Origin of the sequence: Sphingomonas sp. Leaf22 (assembly GCF_001421715.1) — a bacterium.
Lineage (GTDB): Bacteria > Pseudomonadota > Alphaproteobacteria > Sphingomonadales > Sphingomonadaceae > Sphingomonas.
In genome coordinates this window covers 97238-116980 of sequence record NZ_LMKP01000043.1, presented here as the reverse complement: position 1 = coordinate 116980, position 19743 = coordinate 97238, and the positions used below count along the sequence as shown (strand labels likewise).

At 67.5% G+C, this 19743-nt stretch carries 21 protein-coding genes; 11 read left to right on the top strand and 10 right to left on the bottom strand.

Annotation, left to right across the window (positions count from 1 at the left end):
• Positions 1 to 19 precede the first annotated feature (19 nt).
• The 4 genes from ASE70_RS17235 to ASE70_RS17220 all read left to right on the top strand — a co-directional run bounded on the left by ASE70_RS17235 (position 20) and on the right by ASE70_RS17220 (position 2446).
• Complete coding sequence (locus tag ASE70_RS17235) at positions 20 to 415, top strand: surface-adhesin E family protein (RefSeq protein WP_056402818.1); 396 nt, start codon at positions 20 to 22, stop codon at positions 413 to 415.
• The gene (locus ASE70_RS17230; RefSeq protein ID WP_082451098.1) at positions 388 to 936 is read left to right on the top strand and encodes a GNAT family N-acetyltransferase; all 549 of its coding nucleotides are present in this window, start codon (positions 388 to 390) and stop codon (positions 934 to 936) included. The genes ASE70_RS17235 and ASE70_RS17230 overlap by 28 nt, the downstream gene beginning before the upstream one ends.
• Positions 933 to 2000 carry a chorismate synthase gene (gene aroC, locus ASE70_RS17225; RefSeq protein ID WP_056507486.1) on the top strand — a complete coding sequence of 356 codons (1068 nt, stop codon included), beginning with the start codon at positions 933 to 935 and terminating at the stop codon, positions 1998 to 2000. Before ASE70_RS17230 ends, aroC begins: the two co-directional genes overlap by 4 nt.
• Positions 2001 to 2128: 128 nt before the next feature.
• On the top strand, positions 2129 to 2446 hold the full coding sequence (locus ASE70_RS17220; RefSeq protein WP_056402810.1) for a hypothetical protein: 318 nt from the start codon (positions 2129 to 2131) through the stop codon (positions 2444 to 2446).
• A gap of 211 nt (positions 2447 to 2657) precedes the next feature.
• Here ASE70_RS17220 and ASE70_RS17215 read toward each other — a convergent pair whose 3' ends face one another.
• The gene (locus tag ASE70_RS17215) at positions 2658 to 3947 is read right to left on the bottom strand and encodes an adenylosuccinate synthase (protein WP_056402807.1); all 1290 of its coding nucleotides are present in this window, start codon (positions 3945 to 3947) and stop codon (positions 2658 to 2660) included.
• Between the two features lie 38 nt (positions 3948 to 3985).
• Positions 3986 to 4432, bottom strand: coding sequence for a hemerythrin domain-containing protein (locus tag ASE70_RS17210; RefSeq protein ID WP_056507482.1), 447 nt, complete (start codon positions 4430 to 4432; stop codon positions 3986 to 3988).
• Between the two features lie 136 nt (positions 4433 to 4568).
• Between ASE70_RS17210 and ASE70_RS17205 the strand changes: the two genes are divergently transcribed.
• On the top strand, positions 4569 to 5570 hold the full coding sequence (locus ASE70_RS17205) for a fumarylacetoacetate hydrolase family protein (RefSeq protein ID WP_056402801.1): 1002 nt from the start codon (positions 4569 to 4571) through the stop codon (positions 5568 to 5570).
• Position 5571: 1 nt separating this feature from the next.
• Positions 5572 to 7134 (top strand): alpha,alpha-trehalase TreF, encoded by a 1563-nt coding sequence (treF, locus tag ASE70_RS17200; RefSeq protein ID WP_056507479.1) that lies wholly within the window; start codon positions 5572 to 5574, stop codon positions 7132 to 7134.
• Between the two features lie 375 nt (positions 7135 to 7509).
• Here treF and ASE70_RS17195 read toward each other — a convergent pair whose 3' ends face one another.
• From ASE70_RS17195 to ASE70_RS17185, 3 genes are all read right to left on the bottom strand, one after another.
• Positions 7510 to 8781, bottom strand: a complete 1272-nt coding sequence (locus ASE70_RS17195) for an Hsp70 family protein (protein ID WP_056402790.1) — start codon at positions 8779 to 8781, stop codon at positions 7510 to 7512.
• Between the two features lie 94 nt (positions 8782 to 8875).
• Positions 8876 to 9064, bottom strand: coding sequence for a YbdD/YjiX family protein (locus ASE70_RS17190; RefSeq protein WP_056402783.1), 189 nt, complete (start codon positions 9062 to 9064; stop codon positions 8876 to 8878).
• The gene (locus ASE70_RS17185; RefSeq protein WP_056507476.1) at positions 9048 to 11132 is read right to left on the bottom strand and encodes a carbon starvation CstA family protein; all 2085 of its coding nucleotides are present in this window, start codon (positions 11130 to 11132) and stop codon (positions 9048 to 9050) included. The genes ASE70_RS17190 and ASE70_RS17185 overlap by 17 nt, the downstream gene beginning before the upstream one ends.
• 524 nt (positions 11133 to 11656) lie before the next feature.
• Here ASE70_RS17185 and ASE70_RS17180 point away from each other — a divergent pair.
• A complete protein-coding gene (locus tag ASE70_RS17180) occupies positions 11657 to 12127 on the top strand; it encodes a low molecular weight protein-tyrosine-phosphatase (RefSeq protein WP_056507473.1) in 471 nt (156 codons plus the stop codon).
• 57 nt (positions 12128 to 12184) lie between these two features.
• On the opposite strand, the gene ASE70_RS17175 is transcribed toward ASE70_RS17180, so the two are convergent.
• The 4 genes from ASE70_RS17175 to ASE70_RS17160 are packed head-to-tail and all read right to left on the bottom strand — an operon-like array spanning position 12185 to position 14901.
• A complete protein-coding gene (locus ASE70_RS17175; RefSeq protein ID WP_056507467.1) occupies positions 12185 to 12811 on the bottom strand; it encodes a DUF1190 domain-containing protein in 627 nt (208 codons plus the stop codon).
• An 11-nt stretch (positions 12812 to 12822) separates the two neighbouring features.
• Positions 12823 to 13239, bottom strand: coding sequence for a DUF350 domain-containing protein (locus ASE70_RS17170; RefSeq protein ID WP_056507464.1), 417 nt, complete (start codon positions 13237 to 13239; stop codon positions 12823 to 12825).
• A 22-nt stretch (positions 13240 to 13261) separates the two neighbouring features.
• The gene (locus ASE70_RS17165; protein WP_200925673.1) at positions 13262 to 13900 is read right to left on the bottom strand and encodes a DUF2491 family protein; all 639 of its coding nucleotides are present in this window, start codon (positions 13898 to 13900) and stop codon (positions 13262 to 13264) included.
• The gene (locus ASE70_RS17160) at positions 13897 to 14901 is read right to left on the bottom strand and encodes a potassium channel family protein (protein WP_056507460.1); all 1005 of its coding nucleotides are present in this window, start codon (positions 14899 to 14901) and stop codon (positions 13897 to 13899) included. Before ASE70_RS17160 ends, ASE70_RS17165 begins: the two co-directional genes overlap by 4 nt.
• 97 nt (positions 14902 to 14998) lie before the next feature.
• On the opposite strand from ASE70_RS17160, the gene ASE70_RS17155 reads away from it, so the two are divergent.
• The 3 genes from ASE70_RS17155 to ASE70_RS17145 are packed head-to-tail and all read left to right on the top strand — an operon-like array spanning position 14999 to position 17348.
• Positions 14999 to 15430: a YjfI family protein gene (locus ASE70_RS17155; protein ID WP_056507455.1), complete on the top strand. Its 432-nt coding sequence runs from the start codon at positions 14999 to 15001 to the stop codon at positions 15428 to 15430.
• Positions 15431 to 15444: 14 nt separating this feature from the next.
• Positions 15445 to 16185: a PspA/IM30 family protein gene (locus ASE70_RS17150; protein WP_056402764.1), complete on the top strand. Its 741-nt coding sequence runs from the start codon at positions 15445 to 15447 to the stop codon at positions 16183 to 16185.
• The gene (locus ASE70_RS17145) at positions 16185 to 17348 is read left to right on the top strand and encodes a glutathionylspermidine synthase family protein (protein WP_056402761.1); all 1164 of its coding nucleotides are present in this window, start codon (positions 16185 to 16187) and stop codon (positions 17346 to 17348) included. Before ASE70_RS17150 ends, ASE70_RS17145 begins: the two co-directional genes overlap by 1 nt.
• A gap of 248 nt (positions 17349 to 17596) precedes the next feature.
• Here the strand turns inward: ASE70_RS17145 and ASE70_RS17140 are convergent, their stop codons facing one another.
• The gene (locus ASE70_RS17140) at positions 17597 to 17908 is read right to left on the bottom strand and encodes a DUF167 domain-containing protein (RefSeq protein WP_056402968.1); all 312 of its coding nucleotides are present in this window, start codon (positions 17906 to 17908) and stop codon (positions 17597 to 17599) included.
• 75 nt (positions 17909 to 17983) lie between these two features.
• Here ASE70_RS17140 and ASE70_RS17135 point away from each other — a divergent pair, with 75 nt between their 5' ends.
• Positions 17984 to 19654: an MFS transporter gene (locus ASE70_RS17135; protein ID WP_056402758.1), complete on the top strand. Its 1671-nt coding sequence runs from the start codon at positions 17984 to 17986 to the stop codon at positions 19652 to 19654.
• Positions 19655 to 19743: the final 89 nt, after the last annotated feature.

The following is a 19743-nucleotide window of genomic DNA, read 5'->3' as shown; positions in this document are numbered from 1 at the left end:
GTCAACGGGGGGCTGTTCGATGGTGACGACCGCATTGACGGTGTTAACGATGCTCATGGTGGCGCAGGACGACAATCCGTGGCGCAAGGTGGCGACGGCAGATACCGGCGCTATCTGGTCCGTCAGGGCCAATGATCTCGCTAACGAGGGGGAAATGAATCCCGTTTTCTGGGCGACGGCGGACTATAGCGCCGATCGAACGGTACGGGTCCGATCGTCGAAACGGCGTTTCGCCATCGACTGCGCTGCGGCCACTTATCAGGTGCTCGCGAATATCGATTACGATCCGCAAGGCAATGTCGTCGACAGCACCAACGAAGCTGCAAATCGCTACCGCCATCGGCCGATCGCGCCGGAAACGATCGGCGAGGAGCTGGCGAAGGCGGCATGTCCGACCGGAAAATACGGCGGATGAAGCATCCGGCGGTGATCCGCGCGGCGACCTGGGCCGACGCACCGGTGGTCGATGCGCTGCTGCGCACCTGTTTCCCGCGCGACGAAGAGGCGCGGCTGGTCCAGCAACTGGCGATCGACGGCGATCTGGTGCTGGTGCTGGTCGCCGAGGATGACGACGCGGTGGTCGGCATGATCGCCGCCAGCCGGATGCAGGTGGCCGCCGACACGCGCGAGGTCGCTGCGGTGGCGATCGCACCGCTGGCCGTGGTGCGTGCGGCGCGGGGGCAGGGGGTCGGCGAGGCACTGGTCGCCGCCGCCATTGCCCATCTGCGCAGCGCCGGGGTCGAGCTGGCATTCGTGCTCGGCGATCCGGATTATTATGGCCGCTTCGGGTTCGATGCGGCAACGGCGCGCGGGTTCGACAGCCCTTATGCCGGTGAGAATTTTCTGGGCATCCGCCTGAACGACGGACCGTGCGTCCACACACCCGGCGCGGCGACCCATGCCCGTGCCTTTGCGGCGTTGGGGGAAGACGCATGAGCCACAACAGCTTCGGTCATCTGTTCCGCTTCACGACATGGGGCGAAAGCCATGGCCCGGCGCTGGGTGCGGTCGTCGACGGATGTCCGCCGGGACTGCGCCTGAGCGAGGCGGATATCCAGCCGTTCCTCGACGCGCGGCGGCCGGGCACCAGCCGCTTCACCACCCAGCGGCGCGAGCCGGATGCGGTGCGAATCCTGTCGGGGGTGTTCGAGGGGCGGACGACGGGGACGCCGATCAGCCTGATGATCGAGAATGTCGACCAGCGATCGAAGGATTATTCGGACGTCGCCAAGGCGTATCGCCCCGGTCATGCCGATTATGCCTATGACGCCAAATACGGCTTTCGCGACTATCGCGGCGGCGGGCGGTCGTCGGCGCGCGAGACGGCGGCGCGGGTCGCGGCGGGTGCGGTGGCGCGGCTGGTCATCCCCGAAGTGACGATCACCGCATGGGTCGAATCGATCGGCGGCGATGCGATCGACCCGGCGGCGTTCGATGTGGCCGAGATCGGCCGCAACCCGTTTTTCTGTCCCGATGCGGCGGCGGCGTTGCGCTGGGAGGCGCTGGTCGACGGCGCGCGCAAGGCCGGGTCGTCGCTGGGTGCGGTCGTCGCCTGTCGTGCCGAGGGCGTGTCGGCAGGCTGGGGCGCGCCGCTCTATGCCAAGCTGGATGCCGAACTGGCGAGCGCGGCCATGTCGATCAATGCGGTCAAGGGCGTGGAGATTGGCGCCGGCTTCTCGGCGGCCGCGCTGTCGGGCGAGGCCAATGCCGATCCGATGCGGCCGGGCGAGGGCGGGCCGGCGTTCCTTGCCAACCATGCCGGCGGCATCGCTGGCGGCATTTCGACCGGACAGCCGGTGACGTTGCGGGTCGCGTTCAAGCCGACCAGTTCGATCCTGACGCCCGTCGAGACGATCGGCCCCGATGGGCAGGCGGCAACGATCGCGACCAAGGGACGGCATGATCCCTGTGTCGGCATTCGCGGCGTACCGGTGGTCGAGGCGATGGTCGCGCTGGTGCTGGCCGATCAGAAACTGCGGCACCGCGGGCAGGTCGGCTGATGGCCGATCGCCGCTGAGCCACGGTCCGGCGCAGGAATGACCATATTTTACGATGGGTTGAGTGAAGCGGATGGACCCTTCGGGCCGTTCGCGACTTGAGTCCCCTGCTTGATGCAAGGAGACACTCGATGCGCAAGACCATTTTCGCGAGCCTGCTGATCCTGGGCGGGGCCACCGCCGCCGTCGCGCAGGTGCCGACGACCCAGACCCAACCGACGTCGCCGAACAGCGTACCCGGCACGGTCGACCCGGCGCGCCCGACCCAGCCGATGCCGCAGACGACCGGTCCGACCAACCCGGTACCTACCGATCCGACTGGGCCGGGTGAAACGACGACCGATGGCACGACGACGGGCACCACCGCCACGACCGACGACACCATGTCGCCGAGCACGGGTGATGCAACGACGACCAAGCCGCCGGGCAAGGTACGCAAGCCGCGCTGATCGGCTGATTTGGCGAAAAGGCCCGTCCGGGGTGATCCGGGCGGGCCTTTTGCTGTCTCATGCCCCGCCAGCCTGCCCCGTTGGCTTCGAGCCGGTCGAGAACCGAAGTCGGGAAGGGGTTACGCCACACAAGGCGTTCTCGACGGACGCTTCTCGACTTCGCTCGAAGCTGCTCGAACCGAGCGGGCGTGGGTGGGTAACGGCGAAGGCGTCAGTCGGCGAACGGATCGCGCACGAGGATCGTGTCGTCGCGTTCCGGGCTGGTCGATACCAGCGTCACCGGGCACTGGATCAACTCCTCGATCCGGCGGATATATTTGATCGCCTGTGCCGGCAGTTCGGCCCAGCTGCGCGCGCCGGCGGTCGATTCCGACCAGCCGGGCATGGTTTCGTAGACCGGCTCCACCTTCGCCTGATCGGCGGCGTGCGGCGGGAAATAGTCGAGCACCTGATCGCCCAGCCGATAGCCGGTGCAGATCGCCACTTCCTCGAACCCGTCGAGCACGTCGATCTTGGTCAGGGCGATGCCGGTGATGCCGCCGACCGCCGCCGCCTGTCGTACCAGCACGCTGTCGAACCAGCCGCAGCGACGCTTGCGGCCGGTCACCGTGCCGAATTCATGGCCGCGTACGCCGAGCCGCTCGCCGGTTTCGTTCTCCAGTTCGGTCGGGAACGGGCCGGAGCCGACGCGGGTCGTATAGGCCTTGGCGATGCCCAGCACGAAGCCGACCGCGCCCGGACCCATGCCCGAACCGCCGGCGGCGGTGCCGGCGATGGTGTTGGACGAGGTGACGAAGGGATAGGTGCCGTGGTCGATATCGAGCAGCACGCCCTGCGCCCCTTCGAACAGGATGCGCTTGCCGGTCGCCTTCGCCTGCGCCAGCACGCGCCACACCGGCTGGGCATAGGGCAGGACGAAATCGGCGATCTCGCGCAGTTCGGCGATCAGCCGTGCCCGGTCGACCGGCGGTTCGCCGAAGCCGGCGCGCAACGCGTCGTGATGCGCGGTCAGGCGGTCGAGCTGCGCTTCGAGATCGTCGAGATGGGCAAGGTCGCAGACGCGGATCGCACGGCGACCGACCTTGTCCTCATAGGCCGGGCCGATGCCGCGACGGGTGGTGCCGATCTTGCCGGCCCCGCTCGCATCCTCGCGCAGGCCGTCGAGGTCGCGGTGGAAGGGCAGGATCAGGGTACACGTCTCGGCGATCATCAACGTGTCGGGGGTGACCGAGACGCCCTGTTCACGCAGCCGTTCGATTTCGGCCTTCAGCGCCCATGGATCGAGGACGACACCGTTGCCGACGATCGACGGCGTGCCGCGGACGATGCCAGAGGGGAGCAGCGACAGTTTGTAGACGGTGCCGCCGACGACCAGCGTGTGGCCGGCGTTATGGCCGCCCTGAAACCGCACGACCATGTCGGCGCGCTCCGCCAGCCAGTCGACGATCTTTCCCTTGCCCTCGTCACCCCATTGGGCGCCGATCACCGCTACGTTCGCCACGTCCTGAAACCCTCATGCCTGTCGGTATCGGCGCTGCACTAGGCCCCTCGCGCGGCCACGTCCACCTTGGCGACGGATCGCGTGTCAGGAATGTGACGATAGAGTTCGGCTTCCTCGCGCCGGATGCGTTCGCCCAGCCGGGCATACAGCATGCGGGTGTCGCGTTCGAAGCCGTCGGGGTCGCGCTGGATGCGTTCGGCGGTCCAGTCGAGCATATAGCCCTTGAACGTATCGGCCAGCCCGCCGAGTTCGGTGGCGAACCGGTCGGCCAGTTCCGCCGTTTTCCGGTCCGCGCTGCGCCGGAGCATGGGGTAGAGGACGCGGTCCTCGGTCGCGAGATGGGCGAACAGCTGCCGGCTGAGCGACCAGCGTGTCGTCGCGATCGATGCCGGATCGATCGGTCGCGCCTCGGCATGGCGGAGGAGATCGGCGGCCACCGACGCCAGTTGCAGATGTTCGCGGATCAAATCTTCGGCGCGGAGCATGACGGCGGTCCTGCGAATGGGCGACCGGCTTTTGATATGCCCAACGGGTTAAGAAACGGTGCGGCCCGGCCCTCGACATCGCTGGTGCGGGCGCGCAGAACCGGGACACAAGAACAACGATCAGGAGAGCGCATCCATGAAACTCGCCAGCCTCAAGCACGGCCGGGACGGTCGGCTGGTCGTCGTGTCGAGCGACCTTGCCTGGTATGCCGATGCGAGCGCGATCGTGCCGACGTTGCAGGCGGCACTGGACGATTGGGACCGGGTCGAGGGCGACCTGCGCAACCTTGCCACCGATCTCGACCATGACGTGATCCCCAAGGACCGGTTCCACGAACGCGAGGCCGCGTCGCCGCTGCCGCGCGCGTATCAATGGGCGGACGGATCGGCCTATGTGAACCATGTCGCGCTGGTGCGGCAGGCGCGCGGGGCGGAGATGCCCGACAGCTTCTGGCACGATCCGCTGATGTATCAGGGCGGGTCGGACGGCTTTCTCGGCCCCCGCGACCCAATCCCGGCGGGCGACGATGGCTGGGGTCTGGATTTCGAGGGCGAGGTGGTGGTGGTCACCGGCGACGTCGCCATGGGCGCTTCGCGCGAGGCGGCGCTGGCGGCGGTGCGGCTGGTCGGGCTGACCAACGACGTGTCGCTGCGCGGGCTGATCCCGGGCGAACTGGCCAAGGGGTTCGGATTCTTCCAGTCGAAGCCGGCATCGGCATTTTCGCCGGTGTTCGTCACCCCCGATGCGCTGGGCGATTGGTGGCAGGACGGCAAGCTGCACCGCAAGCTGAACGTCGACCTGAACGGGCAGCCATTCGGGCGGGCGGACGCGGGCGAGGACATGACGTTCGATTTCGGCACACTGATCGCCCATGCCGCGAAAACACGCGCGCTGGGTGCCGGCACGATCATCGGGTCGGGCACGGTGTCGAACCGCGATGCCGATGGCGGACCGGGCAAGCCGGTGGCCGGGGGCGGGGTCGGATATTCGTGTCTGGCCGAGATCCGCACGGTCGAAACGATCCATGGCGGCAAGGCGGAGACGCCGTTCCTGAAGGCCGGCGACACCGTCCGCATCTGGGCCGAGGATGATCGGCATCACCCGATCTTCGGCGTGATCGAACAGACGGTGGCGTGAGATGCGGCACCGGTATCGCCTGTTGCTGCCGTTGCTGCTGGCCGGATGCGCTGCGTCCGGTCAGGCACCGCCGGTCGCCGTCACGGCCCCGGCGGCGGGGGTGGCGACCCCGGCCGACCGGTTCGGGCCGTTGTTCGAAGCGGTGCAGATGCGGCGCATCTTTCCCGACGGCAAGACCTTCGTCGATGCGGTGCCCAAGCGCGCCGATGCCGCGATCCTTGCCGATTTCCGGCGCGGCGATTTCCGGGACGATGCGGCGCTCAAGGCGTTCGTGCTGGCCAATTTTGACGTGCCGGGGCTGCTGCCGGTGCCCGAGTCCGATCACGGCCCGCGCCTGCCGATCGAGCGGCATATCGCCGATCTGTGGCCGCATCTAACCCGCGAACCGGTGGCACCGCCGCCGGGGTCGAGCGCACTGGCGGTGTCCGACCGGTTCGTGGTGCCGGGTGGGCGGTTCCGGGAGATGTATTACTGGGACAGCTATTTCACGATGCTGGGTCTGGCTGCCGACAACCGCCAGGACCTGATCGAATCGATGGTCGCGGCGTTCACCGATCTGGTCGAGCGATACGGCCATGTGCCCAACGGCACGCGCAGCTATTATCTCAGCCGGTCGCAGCCGCCGTTCCTGTACCTGATGATGGGCCTGTCGAAGGAAACCGACCCGGCGGTGCTGGCGCGGCGGGTGGCGGCGCTGAAGCGCGAACATGCGTTCTTCACCGCGCCCGAACGGTCGGTGACGCTGCCCGACGGGGCGGTGCTGCAACATTATTGGGATGCGCGGACCACGCCACGGGACGAATCGTGGCGCGAGGATGTCGAGACGGCGAAGGCCAGCGGCCGGCCGGTCGCGGAGGTGTATCGTGAGCTGCGCGCCGGGGCGGAGAGCGGCTGGGACTTTTCGTCGCGCTGGCTGGCCGACGGTGCCACGCTGACGACGATCGACACGACCAATGTCCTGCCGGCCGATCTCAACAGCTTGCTGTGGGGCATGGAGCGCGCGATCGCCGATGGTGCGGCCAAGGCGGGCGATGCGGCAACGGCGCGGGACTTTGCCGACCGGGCGGCAAGGCGCGGCGCGGCGATCGAGCGTTGGCTGTGGAGCGAGGCCGACGGGCGCTATGGCGATTACGACGTCAAGCGTCGGCAGCTTCGTGGCGGGGTGACGGCGGCAACCGCCTATCCGCTGTTCGTCGGGCTGACGACGGGCGCGCGGGCCGACCGGGTGGCGGCGACCATCGAGCGGCAATTGCTGGCACCGGGCGGGCTGCGATCGACGCTGGTCGATACCGGACAGCAATGGGACAAGCCCAATGGCTGGGCTCCACTGCAATGGATCGCGGTCAGCGGGCTGGACCGGACCGGGCACAAGCGGTTGGCCGACACGATTTCGCAGCGGTTTCTGGCGAGCGTCGCGCGGGAATATGCGGCGTCGGGCAAGCTGGTCGAGAAGTACGATGTCGAGGAGGTTCGGCCGGGCGGTGGCGGCGAATATCCGCTGCAGGACGGGTTCGGTTGGACCAATGGGGTCACGCGGGCGCTGATGGTGCGGGCCGGGCGGTAGGTTTTCGGCCAAAGGTCACGAAAGTCACACTTGCGACGTGTTTGCAGTGGGTGTGGTTGACGATTTTTGCGAACGTCGCGTGGCTCAGCCACAGATTGACGGTACCCCCGCGCAGGCGGGGGTCCAGGGACACATGCGCAAGTCGCTGTTTTACTTGGCTCTGGACCCCCGCCTGCGCGGGGGTACGGTAGATTGGTGGCGCAGCGCACGGTGTGCGCGGAAGTCTCAACTTGCCATGGAGCGACGCTTTCCACCCGGCCGCGAAGAAGAAGCGGGACCCCGGATCAGGTCCGGGGTGACGTTGTGGGTTGGGCGTGGGGCGGACCTGTCAAAGAGCGGTTCGGGTCTGGCAGGCTGCGCCGCTGTAGGAAAGGCCTACGCCGTCCATGCGGCGGCGTCGTCCTGCTGGCCGATCAGCGCGAGGCCGTGGGCGACCGAGGTCAGTTCGTTGCCCGAGGCCAGCCGGTCCTGCCCGAACCGGTCGGCGAAGGCGCGGCGGATGGCGGGGGTGAGCGAGGTGCCGCCGGTCAGGAACACGCGGTCGATCGCGCTGGCCGCCAGCCCGGCGGCGTCGAGCGCGCGGTCGACGGTCGCCATGATGCGGGCGAGGTCGTCGGCGATCCAGTGCTCGAACTGGTCACGGGTCACCTCCGCCTCGATCGCGATGCCGCCCCCTTCGAAGCTGAAGGTGGCGGCGTTACCCTTCGACAGGGCGCGCTTCACCTGTCCGACCGCGTCGTAGAGGGGATAGCCCTGTTCGCCCTCGATCACCGCGATCATCCGTTCGATCGCGTCGGGATCGGTCGCGGCACGGCGCAGTTTGTCGAGTTCGGCCATGGTCTTGCGGTTGCGCATCAGCGCGAGGCGCGACCAGTCGGTGAAGTCGGTGAAATGGCCCGCCGGGATTTCCAGCACCTTGTCGAACGAGCGATAGGTGCCGCCCTTGCCGAGCAGCGGCAGGACCAGTTTGTCGAGGATGCGGCGGTCGAACTGGTCGCCGGCGATGCCGATCCCGGCATGGCCGAGCGGTTGGGCGCGACGGTCGGCACCGGGCGCTTCGAGGCGGACCACCGAAAAGTCGCTGGTACCGCCGCCGAAATCGGCGACGAGGATGGTGGCGGCTTCGCTGAGCGTCGCGGCATGGCTGAACGCGGCCCCGAGCGGTTCGTAGACATAGAGGATTTCGGCACCCAGCGCGGCGAACATCGCATCGTAGCGCTGACGGGCGAGTGCTTCGTCGGGGCGGTGGCCGGCATAGGTGATCGGGCGGCCGACGACGATCCGCTTCGCGTTGGTAAGGGCACCCTGCGCGCGGGCCGCCAGCCGGTCGAGAAAGGCGCGGCCGAGATCCTCGAACCGGTAGCGTTTGGTGAAGATCGGCGCGGTGTCGAAGCTGGGGCTGGCCGCGACCGATTTGAACGATTGCAGGAATCGGCAACCCTCCGGGAAATGGAGATATTCGTCGATCGCCCATGGCCCGGCTTCGACCGCGATGCCACCGGGAACGTCGTCCTGCCAGAAGCACAGCGCCGAGCGGAAGACCGGATCGGCCCCGTCGGGACCGTCGAGCGGGACCAGCTGCGCATCGTCGGCCGTCGCGCGGGCGAGGACGGAATTGGTCGTGCCGAAATCTAGGCCGAGGGACATGGGGAAGCTCCGGGCAGCGGCGGGCCGCCGTACACCGGTTGCGCGGGTTTGTCTCGGGGGTGTTGGGGTGCGGTTGCTTCCGGGGGGGTGACCCTCAACAACAGCGCGGCGGGGAGCCGGGTCCGGTGCCGTAGCGCCGCGCGATCCGGTCGCGGTGAAATTCCTTCACGGTCATGACCGGTTCGTGCGGATGGTGCGCGGCGCGGTGGGCGACGTAGCGGTCGTAATCGGGCACGCCGACCATCAGCCGCGCACCCTCCGTCAGCCTATGCAGGAAGCGCATCGCCGACCTCCAGCGCGGTGGGGGTCGCCACCGCCTTCGCCTTGCGGATCGCGCCGATGCCGTAGCCGAGGACCGACAGCACGACGACGACGAACAGTACGCACAACGCGGCGTCGATACGGTCGTTGAGGATGATCCGCTGCATCTCCGCCGCCGTCTTGGCGGGGGCGAGGATCTCGCCGCGGGCCAGCGCGTCGGAAAACACCTGCGCATGGGCAAGGAAGCCGATCTTGGGATTGGCGTCGAACAGCTTCTGCCAGCCGGCGGTGAGCGTGCAGATCAGCAGCCACGCGGTCGGGACCATCGTCACCCATGCATAGCGGTCGCGCTTCATCTTGAAGAGCAGCACGGTCGACAGGATCAGCGCGATGGCGGCGAGCATCTGGTTCGAAATGCCGAACAGCGGCCACAGCGTGTTGATGCCGCCCAGCGGATCGGTGACGCCGCTATAGAGGAAATACCCCCATGCGGCGACGGCGAGCGCGGTGCCGATCAGATTGGGGCCGAGCTGCTGCGTCTCCTTCATCGCCGGAATGAAGCTGCCCAGCAGGTCCTGGATCATGAAGCGGGCGACGCGGGTACCGGCATCGACCGTGGTCAGGATGAACAGCGCCTCGAACAGGATCGCGAAGTGATACCAGAAGGCCATCATCGCCGGTCCGCCGATCACCTGGCTGAGGATGTGCGCCATGCCGACCGCCAGCGTGGGCGCACCGCCCGCCCGCGACAGGATGCTGCTTTCGCCGACGTCGCGCGCCAGCTGGGTCAGCATGTCGGGGGTGACGACGAAGCCCCATTGGGCAATGGCCTGCGCGGCAGATTCGGCGGTGGTGCCGATCAGTGCGGGCGGGGCGTTCATCGCGAAATAGACGGCGGGGTCGAGCACGCAGGCGGCGATCAGTGCCATGATCGCGACGAAGCTTTCGGTCAGCATCGCGCCATAGCCGATGAAGCGCAGATCGGCCTCGCTCGCGATCATCTTGGGCGTGGTGCCGCTGGCGATCAGCGCGTGGAAGCCCGACACCGCGCCACAGGCGATGGTGATGAAGAGGAACGGGAACAGTTTTCCGGAGAAGGCCGGGCCGGTGCCGTCGATGAACTGAGTCACCGCCGGCATTTGCAGGTCGGGGCGGACAATCAGGATGCCGAGCGCGAGACCGGCGATCACCCCGATCTTGAGAAAGGTCGACAGGTAATCGCGCGGCGCGAGCAGCAGCCATACCGGCGCGACCGAGGCGACGAAGCCGTACGCCATCAGGATCAGCGCCAGCGCCGGCCCCGAATAGGTGAACATCGGCGCGAAGACCGGCGAATGCGCGACCGGCTCCCCACCGACGATCGCCGCCATCAGCAGCACGAAGCCGATCACCGACATTTCGGCGATCTTGCCGGGCCGCAGGAAGCGGCCGTACAGCCCCATCAGCACCGCGATCGGAATGGTCGCGAAGACGGTGAAGGTGCCCCATGGGCTGCCGGTCAGTGCCTTGACCACCACCAGCGCCAGTACCGCCAGCAGGATGATCATGATCATCAGCACGCCGACCAGCGCGATGGTGCCGGGGATCAGCCCCATTTCGCTGCGGATCATGTCGCCCAGCGAGCGCGCGTCGCGCCGCGTCGAGAAATAGAGGATCAGGAAATCCTGCACCGCCCCGGCGAACACCACGCCGGCCAGCAGCCACAGCGTGCCGGGCAGATAGCCCATCTGCGCGGCGAGGACCGGGCCGACCAGCGGGCCTGCGCCGGCGATGGCGGCGAAATGGTGACCGAACAATACGCCCTTGTGCGTCGGGACATAGTCGAGGCCGTCGTTCCGCCGCACCGCCGGGGTCGGCCGCGAGGGGTCCACGCGCAGCACGCGGGTGGCGATGAACAGGCCGTAGAAGCGATAGGCGATGGCATAGACGCACAGCGCCGCGACCACGATCCACAGCGCGTTGACCGGTTCGCCGCGCATCAGCGCGATCCAGCCCAGCGCGACCGCGCCGGTAATCGCCACCGCCGCCCAGCCGATCCATTCGCCTGGCCGTTGCGGTGCGATCGGTGTGGTTGCTGCTACGGTCGCCATGCGACTCTCTCCCCCTGTTTGGGATACTATTGGCGTAAGGCGGTGGACGATGCCAAGGCTTTCGTACTCCCTTTCCGTTTGCTTCGAGCGGAGGTTCGAGCCCGTCGAGAACCGTAGTCGAGAAGGCGGTGCCGCAAGCGAACGGGTTCTCGACCGGCGCTTCTCGACAGGCTCGAAGCTGCTCGAACCGAACGGAGGATTTGGTATGGTAAAAGCGAACGCTGTTTCATTATCGTCATACCGGGCTTGATCGGGACCTCTGCGAAACTCTTTTGATCGTACCCCGGCGACGGCCGGGGCCCAGTTGGGGGATGTTCGAAACGTACGGAAAACCTTCCCAACTGGACCCCGGCCTTCGCCGGGGTACGGCTCGGTATGGTTTAGCGGGCACGACTTTCGTAGAGGTCTCGGCTTGACCCGGGGTCCCGCTTCTTGCGCACCGTGATCGAAGAACAGCGGGATCTCGGGTCCAGCCCGCGATGACGATATCGATGGTACGAATGTCAGTTTCAGGTGCTCAAAAAATGCAAACCTCGGAAAACCGCTCGTTCCTGCTCGTGTGTCTCGGCAATATCTGCCGCTCGCCGTTAGCGGAGGCGGCGTTGCGCGACGCGGCGGCGCGGGCCGGCGTGGCGATCGACGTCGATTCCGCCGGAACCGGCGCGTGGCATGTCGGGCATCCGCCCGACCCGCGGGCGCAGGCGGTGGCGCTCGCGCATGGCATCGACATCGCGGGCTATCGCGCGCGGCAGGTCGAGGCGGCGGATTATCGGCGGTTCACTGATATCCTCGCGCTCGATCGCGACAATCTGGCGGAGGTGCAGCGGCGGGCACCGAAGGATGCGACCGCGCGGATCGGATTGCTGATGGATGCCGTGCCGGGGCGGAAGGGGCAGGCGGTCGCCGATCCCTATTATGGCGATGCGGCCGGGTTCGAGGGGACGTGGGTCGAGGTGTCGGCAGCGGCGGAGGCGATCGTGGCGGGGTTGCGGTAGGACTGTTCCCCTCCCTGGCAGGGAGGGGCCCCTCCCTGCCAGGGAGGGGCTAGACGATTACCCCCCGAACGACCGCCCGCCGCCGCCCCAGCCGCCGCTCGACCGGGCGCTGACCCGGCCGCCGAAGCCGCCGCGCGAGACGACCGAACTGCGCGTCTGGATGCGCTGCGTCGTCACCGGGGTGGTGATCGCGTCGCGGCCGACCGAGTAGCGATAGCCGTTGCCAGTGCCGAGATACGCGCCCGACCCGGTATACCAGCCGCCGTCCCGGTCGCGGCGGTCACGGTAGAGGCCGCCATAATTGTAGCGCGACGAATTGTTGTTGAGCAGCTGCCCGATCAGGAAGCCGGTCAGCAGCGGGGTGAAGAAGCTCTGTCCCCCTTCGCTGCGGCGCTGGCACTGGGCGGCGCCGAACTGTTCCTCGCACAGTTGCTGGCTGTCGAATCGGGGCGCGGCCTTCGCATCCTCGTTCACCGCCTTTTGCTGGGCGGCGGTGCAGGTGTCGCGGTCATATTGGCCGCTGTCGACGCATTGCTGGACGCTCTGGAACGCGGCGACCTCGGTCGGGGGGCCGAAGCGGGCCTGTTCGTTATTGTCGTCGCAGCCGGACAGCATCGCGACGGCGCCGACGGCAGTCAGGCCGGCAGCGACCGAGCGTTTGCGGCGGGGGGGCTGGTTGGTCATGGAAGTACCCTTCAGTACGTCATCGACGCGGCGTTGAGCAGGCCGATCCCGATTGAGGTCGCCGCATTGTAGATCGCGCTGGCGACATTGCCCTCTTCGATCCGGCGGACCATGTCGCGGACGATGAAGCGGCGCACGACCAGCGCGGCGACGATCTGGATCACGCCCGCCAGCAGCGCCCATGCGGCGAATTCGACCGGATCGGCGGTGACGCTGAGCGCGGAGGCGAGCGGCAGCGCGAAGCCGATGATCGCCCCGCCCAGCGCGATCGCCGCCGCCGGATTGCCCGATGCGATCAGCGTGCGTTCGTCATAGGGCGTCGAAATCTGGTACAGCCGCTTGAACACCGCGAGGAACAGGCAGGCCAGCCCGAACGCGATGATGAAATGGATCGCGCCGTTCAGGAAAGTGCCGAAATCGAGCGTCATCTGGTTCCCCCTTGTCGCCGGTTCAGGCGTTGAATTCGGCGGGCAGCAGCGGCAGCCCGACCATGATCTCGTGCGTCAGATCGCCGCCCTCGGGCTGCATGGCGATGGCGAGCAACAGTTCCTGCCCCTCCGGCGCGATGTCGCGCGCATAGAGCATGCAGGCCTGCTTGATCTGCCGGACCGGGCGGCCGGTGCGTTCGTAATAGACCGCCTCCCACAATTCGACCGGCGGCTGGCTGCGATCGTCCCCGGGATACCAGAATCGCTGGAAGCGGGCGAGGCCGGGTTCGTCCCAGACGGGTTGCGACAGGCGCTGACGGAACGCACCGGTATCGGCCCAGTCGGTCGGATAGGTCGACGACCATGGCCGGAACAGCGTGAAATCGTCGGCGTCGGATCCGTCCGCCGACTGGCTGACCGCCTGTAGCATCAGTTCGTCGTCGGTGTAGAAGCGGTGGACATGGCTGCCATCGTCCAGACGGATGACGCCCTGCGCAGTGATTTCCAGCGTATCGCGATCGAGGGTGAAGGCGGCACCGGTCAGCCGCCGCCAAGCGAGCGCATCGAGCCGGACCTGCCGCCCGATGGTGATGTTGCGGACCACCGCGATCGCCGCGGGTTCGTCCTTGGGAGCGCCGCCGAACAGGCTGCCGAAAATCATGCCGCGATCCTTGTCCGGGCGATGTAGAACAGCCGGTCGCCGACCGCGATCCGACCGTCGGGGTCGAATACCGGCGAATGCTGCCCGGCGCCACAGCTGGCGACCAATATTCCGCCGCGCGTGCGCAGATCGCGGGCGGCTTCGTCGAAACTGCCGCCGGTGCGCGCAGTGGTGGCGTACAGCGTGCCGCCATCGTCGGTATGGCTGGCGAGTTGCGCGATCAGGCGGCTGGAACCGGGGTCGCTCAGTGCCTTCACCACCAGTTCGACGGTCGGGGTCAGCACCACCTCGACCTGCGGGCAATGGGCGGCGAGCAGCCCGGCGGTGTCGGGGTCGCGCAGGAAGCACACGACATGACCGGCGTCGTTGAGCGCGGTGACCGCCAGCGTCGCCGCCAGCGTGTCGGGATCGGACGGGCCATAGACGATGACCCGCTCGGCGGTCGCGACGCCCGCACGCCGCAGGTCGGCCGGCGCGGTCAGCGAGGCGACGCGAACGAAGCGATGCGTCGCCGCATCACCGGTCAGTTCCTGCGTCGCGACCAGTACCAGTTCATGCCCCTGCCCGTCGGCGATGATCTCGGCGATCATGCGCGGGGTGCGATCGGGGTCGTAGCCGACGAGGACGATATGGCCGCGCATCGCGCTATAGTCCCCCAGGCCCATGCGCCGTCGTCGCCAGCGCGCCGACACCCCGGCAAAGGCGCGCGCGATCGACACGGTGAACAGCGCGATCGCACCGGGCATCACGAACAGCGCGGTGACGATCCGCCCGGCATCCGATTTCGGCGACAGGTCGCCATAGCCGACCGTCGAGGCGGTCGTCGCATACCAATAGAGATAGGCCGAGGGGCGCAGCAGGTCGCTTTCCCCGGCAAAGGCGAGCAATTCCCACGAGATGGTCATGTGCAGGACCAGCAGCGCGAGCAGCACGCCACGATGCAGCTCGCTGGCCGCGAGATAGAGCCGCCTTAGATACCTGCCGAGACCGAATGACTTCATCCCCTGCCCATGCCCCCGCACCTTGCTTTTTGGTCGCGCCTTATGCTTGGGGTGTCAAGCGCGGCCAACACACCGGGCCGGCTTTTCGGAGGGATGGATGGACGAAGCACCCCGTAGCTGGACGATCGCCGGACTGGCGCAGGCGTTGGGCGGACCCGATCATGCCGACGAACTGAGCGTCGAGCGGATCGAGCAGGCCGAACCCGTCCTGAAACTGACCATGCACCATTTCGGCGACCTTGCCATCTTCGCGTCGGTCGCGGGCGAGCAGATCGTCGTGTCGAGCCTGTTGTGGCCGGTCGACGAACAGTCGGAGCCCGACGCGTTCAACCGGTTCCTGCTGAAGACGCAGAAGCTGGTGCCGCTGTCGAATTTCGCCATCGCGGAAGTCGGCGGACGCGAATATTATGAGCTGGTGGGTGAGTTGTCGGTCGAATCGTCGCTGCATACCGTACTGATCGAACTGCGCGTGCTGGCGCAGAACGCGATCGAGGCGGCGTCGGAACTGCGCACCGAATTTGCCGCGTAACGGAAGGTAGGACGATGTCGATGTGGAAGAATCTGGTCGCGCTGGTGCGCGGCACCGCGCACGAAACCGGGCAGTCGATCGTCGATGCCAAGGCGCTGACGATCCTCGACCAGCAGATCCGCGATGCCGGATCGCTGCAGGCCAAGGCGCGCGACGACCTCGCGACGCTGACCGCCAAGCGGCGGATGATGGAAAAGGAACTGGAGGCGCTCACCTCGCAGCGCGACAAATATGAATCGTCGGCCCGCGCGGCGATGGCGCGTGGCGACATGGACCTCGCGCGCGAAGTCGCACAGCGGCTGGCGACGATCGAGCAGGAACAGTCGACCAAGACGCCGCAGATCGCCGACATGCGGTCGGCCGAGGACAAGATCCGCGGCATCATAAAGACCGGCGATGGCAAGATCGACGCGCTGCGTCGTGAGGTCGACGTGGTGCGCGCGAACGAGAGCGTGCAGAAGGCGCAGGCCTCGGTCGCCAGCAGCTATGGCGGTGCCACCGCGTCGCTGGGATCGGCGGCGGACAGCCTTGCCCGGCTGAAGGAGCGGCAGGCGGTACGTGAAGAGAAGTTCAAGGCGCAGGCCGAGCTGGAGGACATGCGCACCGGTGCCGATCTCGACGAGAAGCTGAAGGCCGCCGGGCTGCTGCCGGGCAATTCGAGCGCTGACGACATCCTCGCGCGCCTGTCGCAACCCAAGGACGCGCCGCGCCTGTCCGACGGGACGCGCGACGGCGGAACGATCGGGCGCGACTGATGGAACGCCGCTCGGTTGCCCCCCGTCCCGACTGGCGGGCGACCGCCGAGCGGATGGGATTCACCTTCCACCATCAGGACGGCGAGAAATATTGGGAGGAGGGGGCCTGGTACGCCTTCTCGCTCGATGAGGTCGAGCAGGGGATCGAGGCACCCAGCGTCGAGCTCCACGGCCTGTGCCGCGACCTGGTGGACGAGGTGGTCGGCAGCGAGGCGCTGATGCACCGGCTCGCCATTCCCGACGATATGCGCGACGTGGTGGCGGCGTCGTGGAAGGCACATGCTCCGTCGCTATACGGGCGGTTCGATTTCGCCTTCGACGGCAGCGGACCGGCGAAACTGCTGGAATATAACGCGGACACTCCGACCAGCATCTTCGAGACCGCGCTGTTCCAGTGGCAGTGGCTGGAGGATCGCATCGCCGACGGCACGCTGGCGCAAGGGGCGGACCAGTATAACCGACTGCACGATGCGCTGGTCGAACGCTTCGGTGCGCTCTTTACGAAGGGTAGCACGGTCCATTTCGCGTCGGTCGACGACCATGTCGAGGATCGCCAGACCGTCCGCTATCTCGAGGATGTCGCGCGGCACGCGGGGCTGGACCCGGCGTTCGTCGCGATCGACCGGATCGGGGTCGACGGTGACGGCGCGTTCGTCGATGGCGACGACGTGCTGATCGGCGCGCTGTTCAAGCTGTATCCGTGGGAGGATATGCTGCGCGAGCCGTACGCCAAGCAACTGGCGGCGACGAAGACGCTGTTCCTCGAACCGGCGTGGAAGGCGTTGCTGTCGAACAAGGGCATATTGCCGTTGCTGTGGCAGCGGCATCGCGGGCACCCGAATTTGCTGCCGGCGGCGTTTGCGGACGACGCAGCGGCGCTGGCGGAAATTGGCGATGCCTATGTGCGCAAGCCGATCTTTTCGCGTGAGGGCTGGGACATCGAATTGGTCGACGGCAGCGCCACTGCGCGTGGGCCGGAGGGCGGTTACGGCGAGGAAGGTCATGTCGTGCAGGCGCTGGCCCGGTTGCCGGTGTTCGACGGCAATCACGCGGTGGTCGGGTCATGGATCGTCGGCGACGACGCGGTCGCGCTGTCGGTGCGCGAGGATGACGGGCCGATCACCCGCGATCTGGCGCGGTTCGTACCGCATGCGATCGTTTGAGGTGGGGGTAGTGACACGCGTTCCGTCATTCCGGCGCAGGCCGGAATCCATGGACATGGTGATGTCGCGTTTCCTTCGATAGCGCCCGACACAATGGATCCCGGCCTTCGCCGGGATGACGGGGTGGACAGGGACGACGAGCAGGCAATTTCATCGTTCCCGCGCAGGCGGGAACCCATTGCCGCTGACAATTGCGATGGAGTCGCGACGTCGGCGTGTATGGATTCCCGCCTGCGCGGGAATGACGATTAAGGGATGAGTGTCCGCAACGCCGCTTCCAGCATCGCCGCATCCCCCGCAATCCGCAGCCTTTTCACCCGCCCCGTTTGCCCCGCGACCAGCGTCACCGCGCTACGCCCGACCCGCAGTTGCTTAGCGACGAACCGCACGACCTCGTCATTCGCCGTGCCGTCGACCGGCGGGGCGGCGACACGCAGGCCGAGTGCGGTCGCTTCGCCCTCCAGCGCCACGACGCCAGTCACCGCGGTCTTCGACGCTTTTGGCGTGGCGCGGATCGTCAGCGTCGCGCTGGTTGCGTCGAGGGTGAAGGGATCGCGCATCGCGTTCCCATCGCCGCCGCGCGGGTCCGACACAAGTCGCTTGGCACAAAGCGGCGCGCGACGCATTCATCGGCCATGGCATCCTCCCCCGTAACGACCGCGACGGCGACCCATAGCTCGCCGCTGTCGATCCCGATCTTTCGCGCCATCTGGATCGCGTCGATGGCGTCCAATTTCGGCGGGCTGATCCAGTCGGTCGGCGCGTCGTGGATGATGACGTCGCTGGCCGCGTCGCCGCAGATGATCGCGCTGGTGCAGGCGTCGACGACGCTGCCGATCATGTTGTTGTCGCTATGGGCCGGGGCGGTCGCCGACAATCTCGACCGGCGGCGGGTGATGCTGGCGGCGCAGGGGTTCATGCTGACCGTATCGGTCGCGCTGGCGGTGTGCGCGTGGATGGGGTTGCTGTCGCCATGGCTGCTGTTGTCGTTCACCTTTCTGATCGGTTGCGGGACCGCGATCAACGGGCCGGCATGGCAGGCATCGGTCGGCGACATGGTGCCGCGCAGCGTCCTGCCGAGTGCGGTCGCGCTCAATTCGATGGGCTTCAACATCGCGCGCAGCGTCGGCCCGGCGCTGGGCGGGGCGATCGTCGCGGTCGCGGGTGCGGCGGCGGCGTTCCTGACCAATGCGCTGAGCTATATCGGGCTGATCGCGGTGCTGGCGCGGTGGAATCCCGATTATGCTCCGCGCACGCTGCCGCGCGAGACGCTGGGCCTCGCGATGGCGGCGGGGGTCCGATATGTCCGCATGTCGCCCAGCTTGCGGACGGTGCTGATCCGCGCCGCGCTGTTCGGTGTCGCGGCAAGCGCGGTGCCGGCGATGATGCCGCTGGTGGCGCGCGACCTCGTCACCGGCGGGCCGCTGACCTATGGCGCGCTGCTGGGCGCATTCGGCGGGGGCGCTGTGATCGGCGCGCTGGGCAGCGTGCGGCTGCGCAAGCGCTGGGCGCCCGAGCGGCTGGTCCGCGTGGCGGCGACCGCACTGGCGAGCGGCGCGGCGATCGCGGCGGTCAGCCCGGTCTTGCCGCTGACGATGGCGGCGCTGGTGCTGGCCGGCGCGGGCTGGGTATCGGCGCTCAGCACCTTCAACGTATCGGTGCAGATGGCGGCACCGCGCTGGGTCGTGGCGCGCGCGCTGGCGCTGTACCAGATGGCGGCGTTCGGCGGCATGACGATCGGCAGCTGGCTGTTCGGGTCGGTCGCCGAAGGATCGGGGGTCCATATCGCGTTGCTGGCGGCGGCGGGGGTGCAGATGCTGAGCGTCGTTGCCGGGTTCAAACTGCCGCTGCGCGATATCGAAACCGCAAGCCTTGCGCCGCGCGGGTGGGAGACGCCCGATACCGAAGTACCGGTCGAGGCGCGATCGGGGCCGGTGGTGGTGACGATCGATTACCGGATCGCGCCGAAGGATGTCGTCGGTTTCCTGAACGTCATGAACGAACGCCGCCGCATCCGCCGCCGCGATGGCGCGCATCACTGGGCGTTGCTGCGCGACCTGAACGATCCCGAATTGTGGATCGAGCGCTATCATGTGTCGACGTGGCTGGAATATATTCGTCACAACCAGCGCCGGACCGAGGCCGATCATGCAAACAGCGTCGCGTTGCTGGCGCTGCACAGGGGCGACGGGCCGCCGCGCGTCCACCGGATGATCGAGCGTCAGACCGCCTCGCTGCCGGTCGCCCGCCTGCCGGGTCCGCGCGAACTGGCCGATCCGATGACCGACCCGACGCGGTCGAACTGATTTATTGAACACTGTTATTTTTCTGCTAGGCTGACCGCGTCGCCGTGATTCGGGGGCGGGCCGGTGCCTGTTCCCGGGTCGGGCAATCC

What these genes read in the sequence shown, in the direction of transcription:
- ASE70_RS17235 (WP_056402818.1), top strand. Translation starts at nt 20, where the DNA reads ATGGTGACGACCGCATTGACGGTGTTAACGATGCTCATGGTGGCGCAG.
- ASE70_RS17230 (WP_082451098.1), top strand. Translation starts at nt 388, where the DNA reads ATGTCCGACCGGAAAATACGGCGGATGAAGCATCCGGCGGTGATCCGC.
- aroC (WP_056507486.1), top strand. Translation starts at nt 933, where the DNA reads ATGAGCCACAACAGCTTCGGTCATCTGTTCCGCTTCACGACATGGGGC.
- ASE70_RS17220 (WP_056402810.1), top strand. Translation starts at nt 2,129, where the DNA reads ATGCGCAAGACCATTTTCGCGAGCCTGCTGATCCTGGGCGGGGCCACC.
- ASE70_RS17210 (WP_056507482.1), bottom strand. Translation starts at nt 4,432, where the DNA reads ATGCTCCGCGCCGAAGATTTGATCCGCGAACATCTGCAACTGGCGTCG.
- ASE70_RS17205 (WP_056402801.1), top strand. Translation starts at nt 4,569, where the DNA reads ATGAAACTCGCCAGCCTCAAGCACGGCCGGGACGGTCGGCTGGTCGTC.
- treF (WP_056507479.1), top strand. Translation starts at nt 5,572, where the DNA reads ATGCGGCACCGGTATCGCCTGTTGCTGCCGTTGCTGCTGGCCGGATGC.
- ASE70_RS17195 (WP_056402790.1), bottom strand. Translation starts at nt 8,781, where the DNA reads ATGTCCCTCGGCCTAGATTTCGGCACGACCAATTCCGTCCTCGCCCGC.
- ASE70_RS17190 (WP_056402783.1), bottom strand. Translation starts at nt 9,064, where the DNA reads ATGCGCTTCCTGCATAGGCTGACGGAGGGTGCGCGGCTGATGGTCGGC.
- ASE70_RS17185 (WP_056507476.1), bottom strand. Translation starts at nt 11,132, where the DNA reads ATGGCGACCGTAGCAGCAACCACACCGATCGCACCGCAACGGCCAGGC.
- ASE70_RS17180 (WP_056507473.1), top strand. Translation starts at nt 11,657, where the DNA reads ATGCAAACCTCGGAAAACCGCTCGTTCCTGCTCGTGTGTCTCGGCAAT.
- ASE70_RS17175 (WP_056507467.1), bottom strand. Translation starts at nt 12,811, where the DNA reads ATGACCAACCAGCCCCCCCGCCGCAAACGCTCGGTCGCTGCCGGCCTG.
- ASE70_RS17170 (WP_056507464.1), bottom strand. Translation starts at nt 13,239, where the DNA reads ATGACGCTCGATTTCGGCACTTTCCTGAACGGCGCGATCCATTTCATC.
- ASE70_RS17165 (WP_200925673.1), bottom strand. Translation starts at nt 13,900, where the DNA reads ATGATTTTCGGCAGCCTGTTCGGCGGCGCTCCCAAGGACGAACCCGCG.
- ASE70_RS17160 (WP_056507460.1), bottom strand. Translation starts at nt 14,901, where the DNA reads ATGAAGTCATTCGGTCTCGGCAGGTATCTAAGGCGGCTCTATCTCGCG.
- ASE70_RS17155 (WP_056507455.1), top strand. Translation starts at nt 14,999, where the DNA reads ATGGACGAAGCACCCCGTAGCTGGACGATCGCCGGACTGGCGCAGGCG.
- ASE70_RS17150 (WP_056402764.1), top strand. Translation starts at nt 15,445, where the DNA reads ATGTCGATGTGGAAGAATCTGGTCGCGCTGGTGCGCGGCACCGCGCAC.
- ASE70_RS17145 (WP_056402761.1), top strand. Translation starts at nt 16,185, where the DNA reads ATGGAACGCCGCTCGGTTGCCCCCCGTCCCGACTGGCGGGCGACCGCC.
- ASE70_RS17140 (WP_056402968.1), bottom strand. Translation starts at nt 17,908, where the DNA reads ATGCGCGATCCCTTCACCCTCGACGCAACCAGCGCGACGCTGACGATC.
- ASE70_RS17135 (WP_056402758.1), top strand. Translation starts at nt 17,984, where the DNA reads ATGGCATCCTCCCCCGTAACGACCGCGACGGCGACCCATAGCTCGCCG.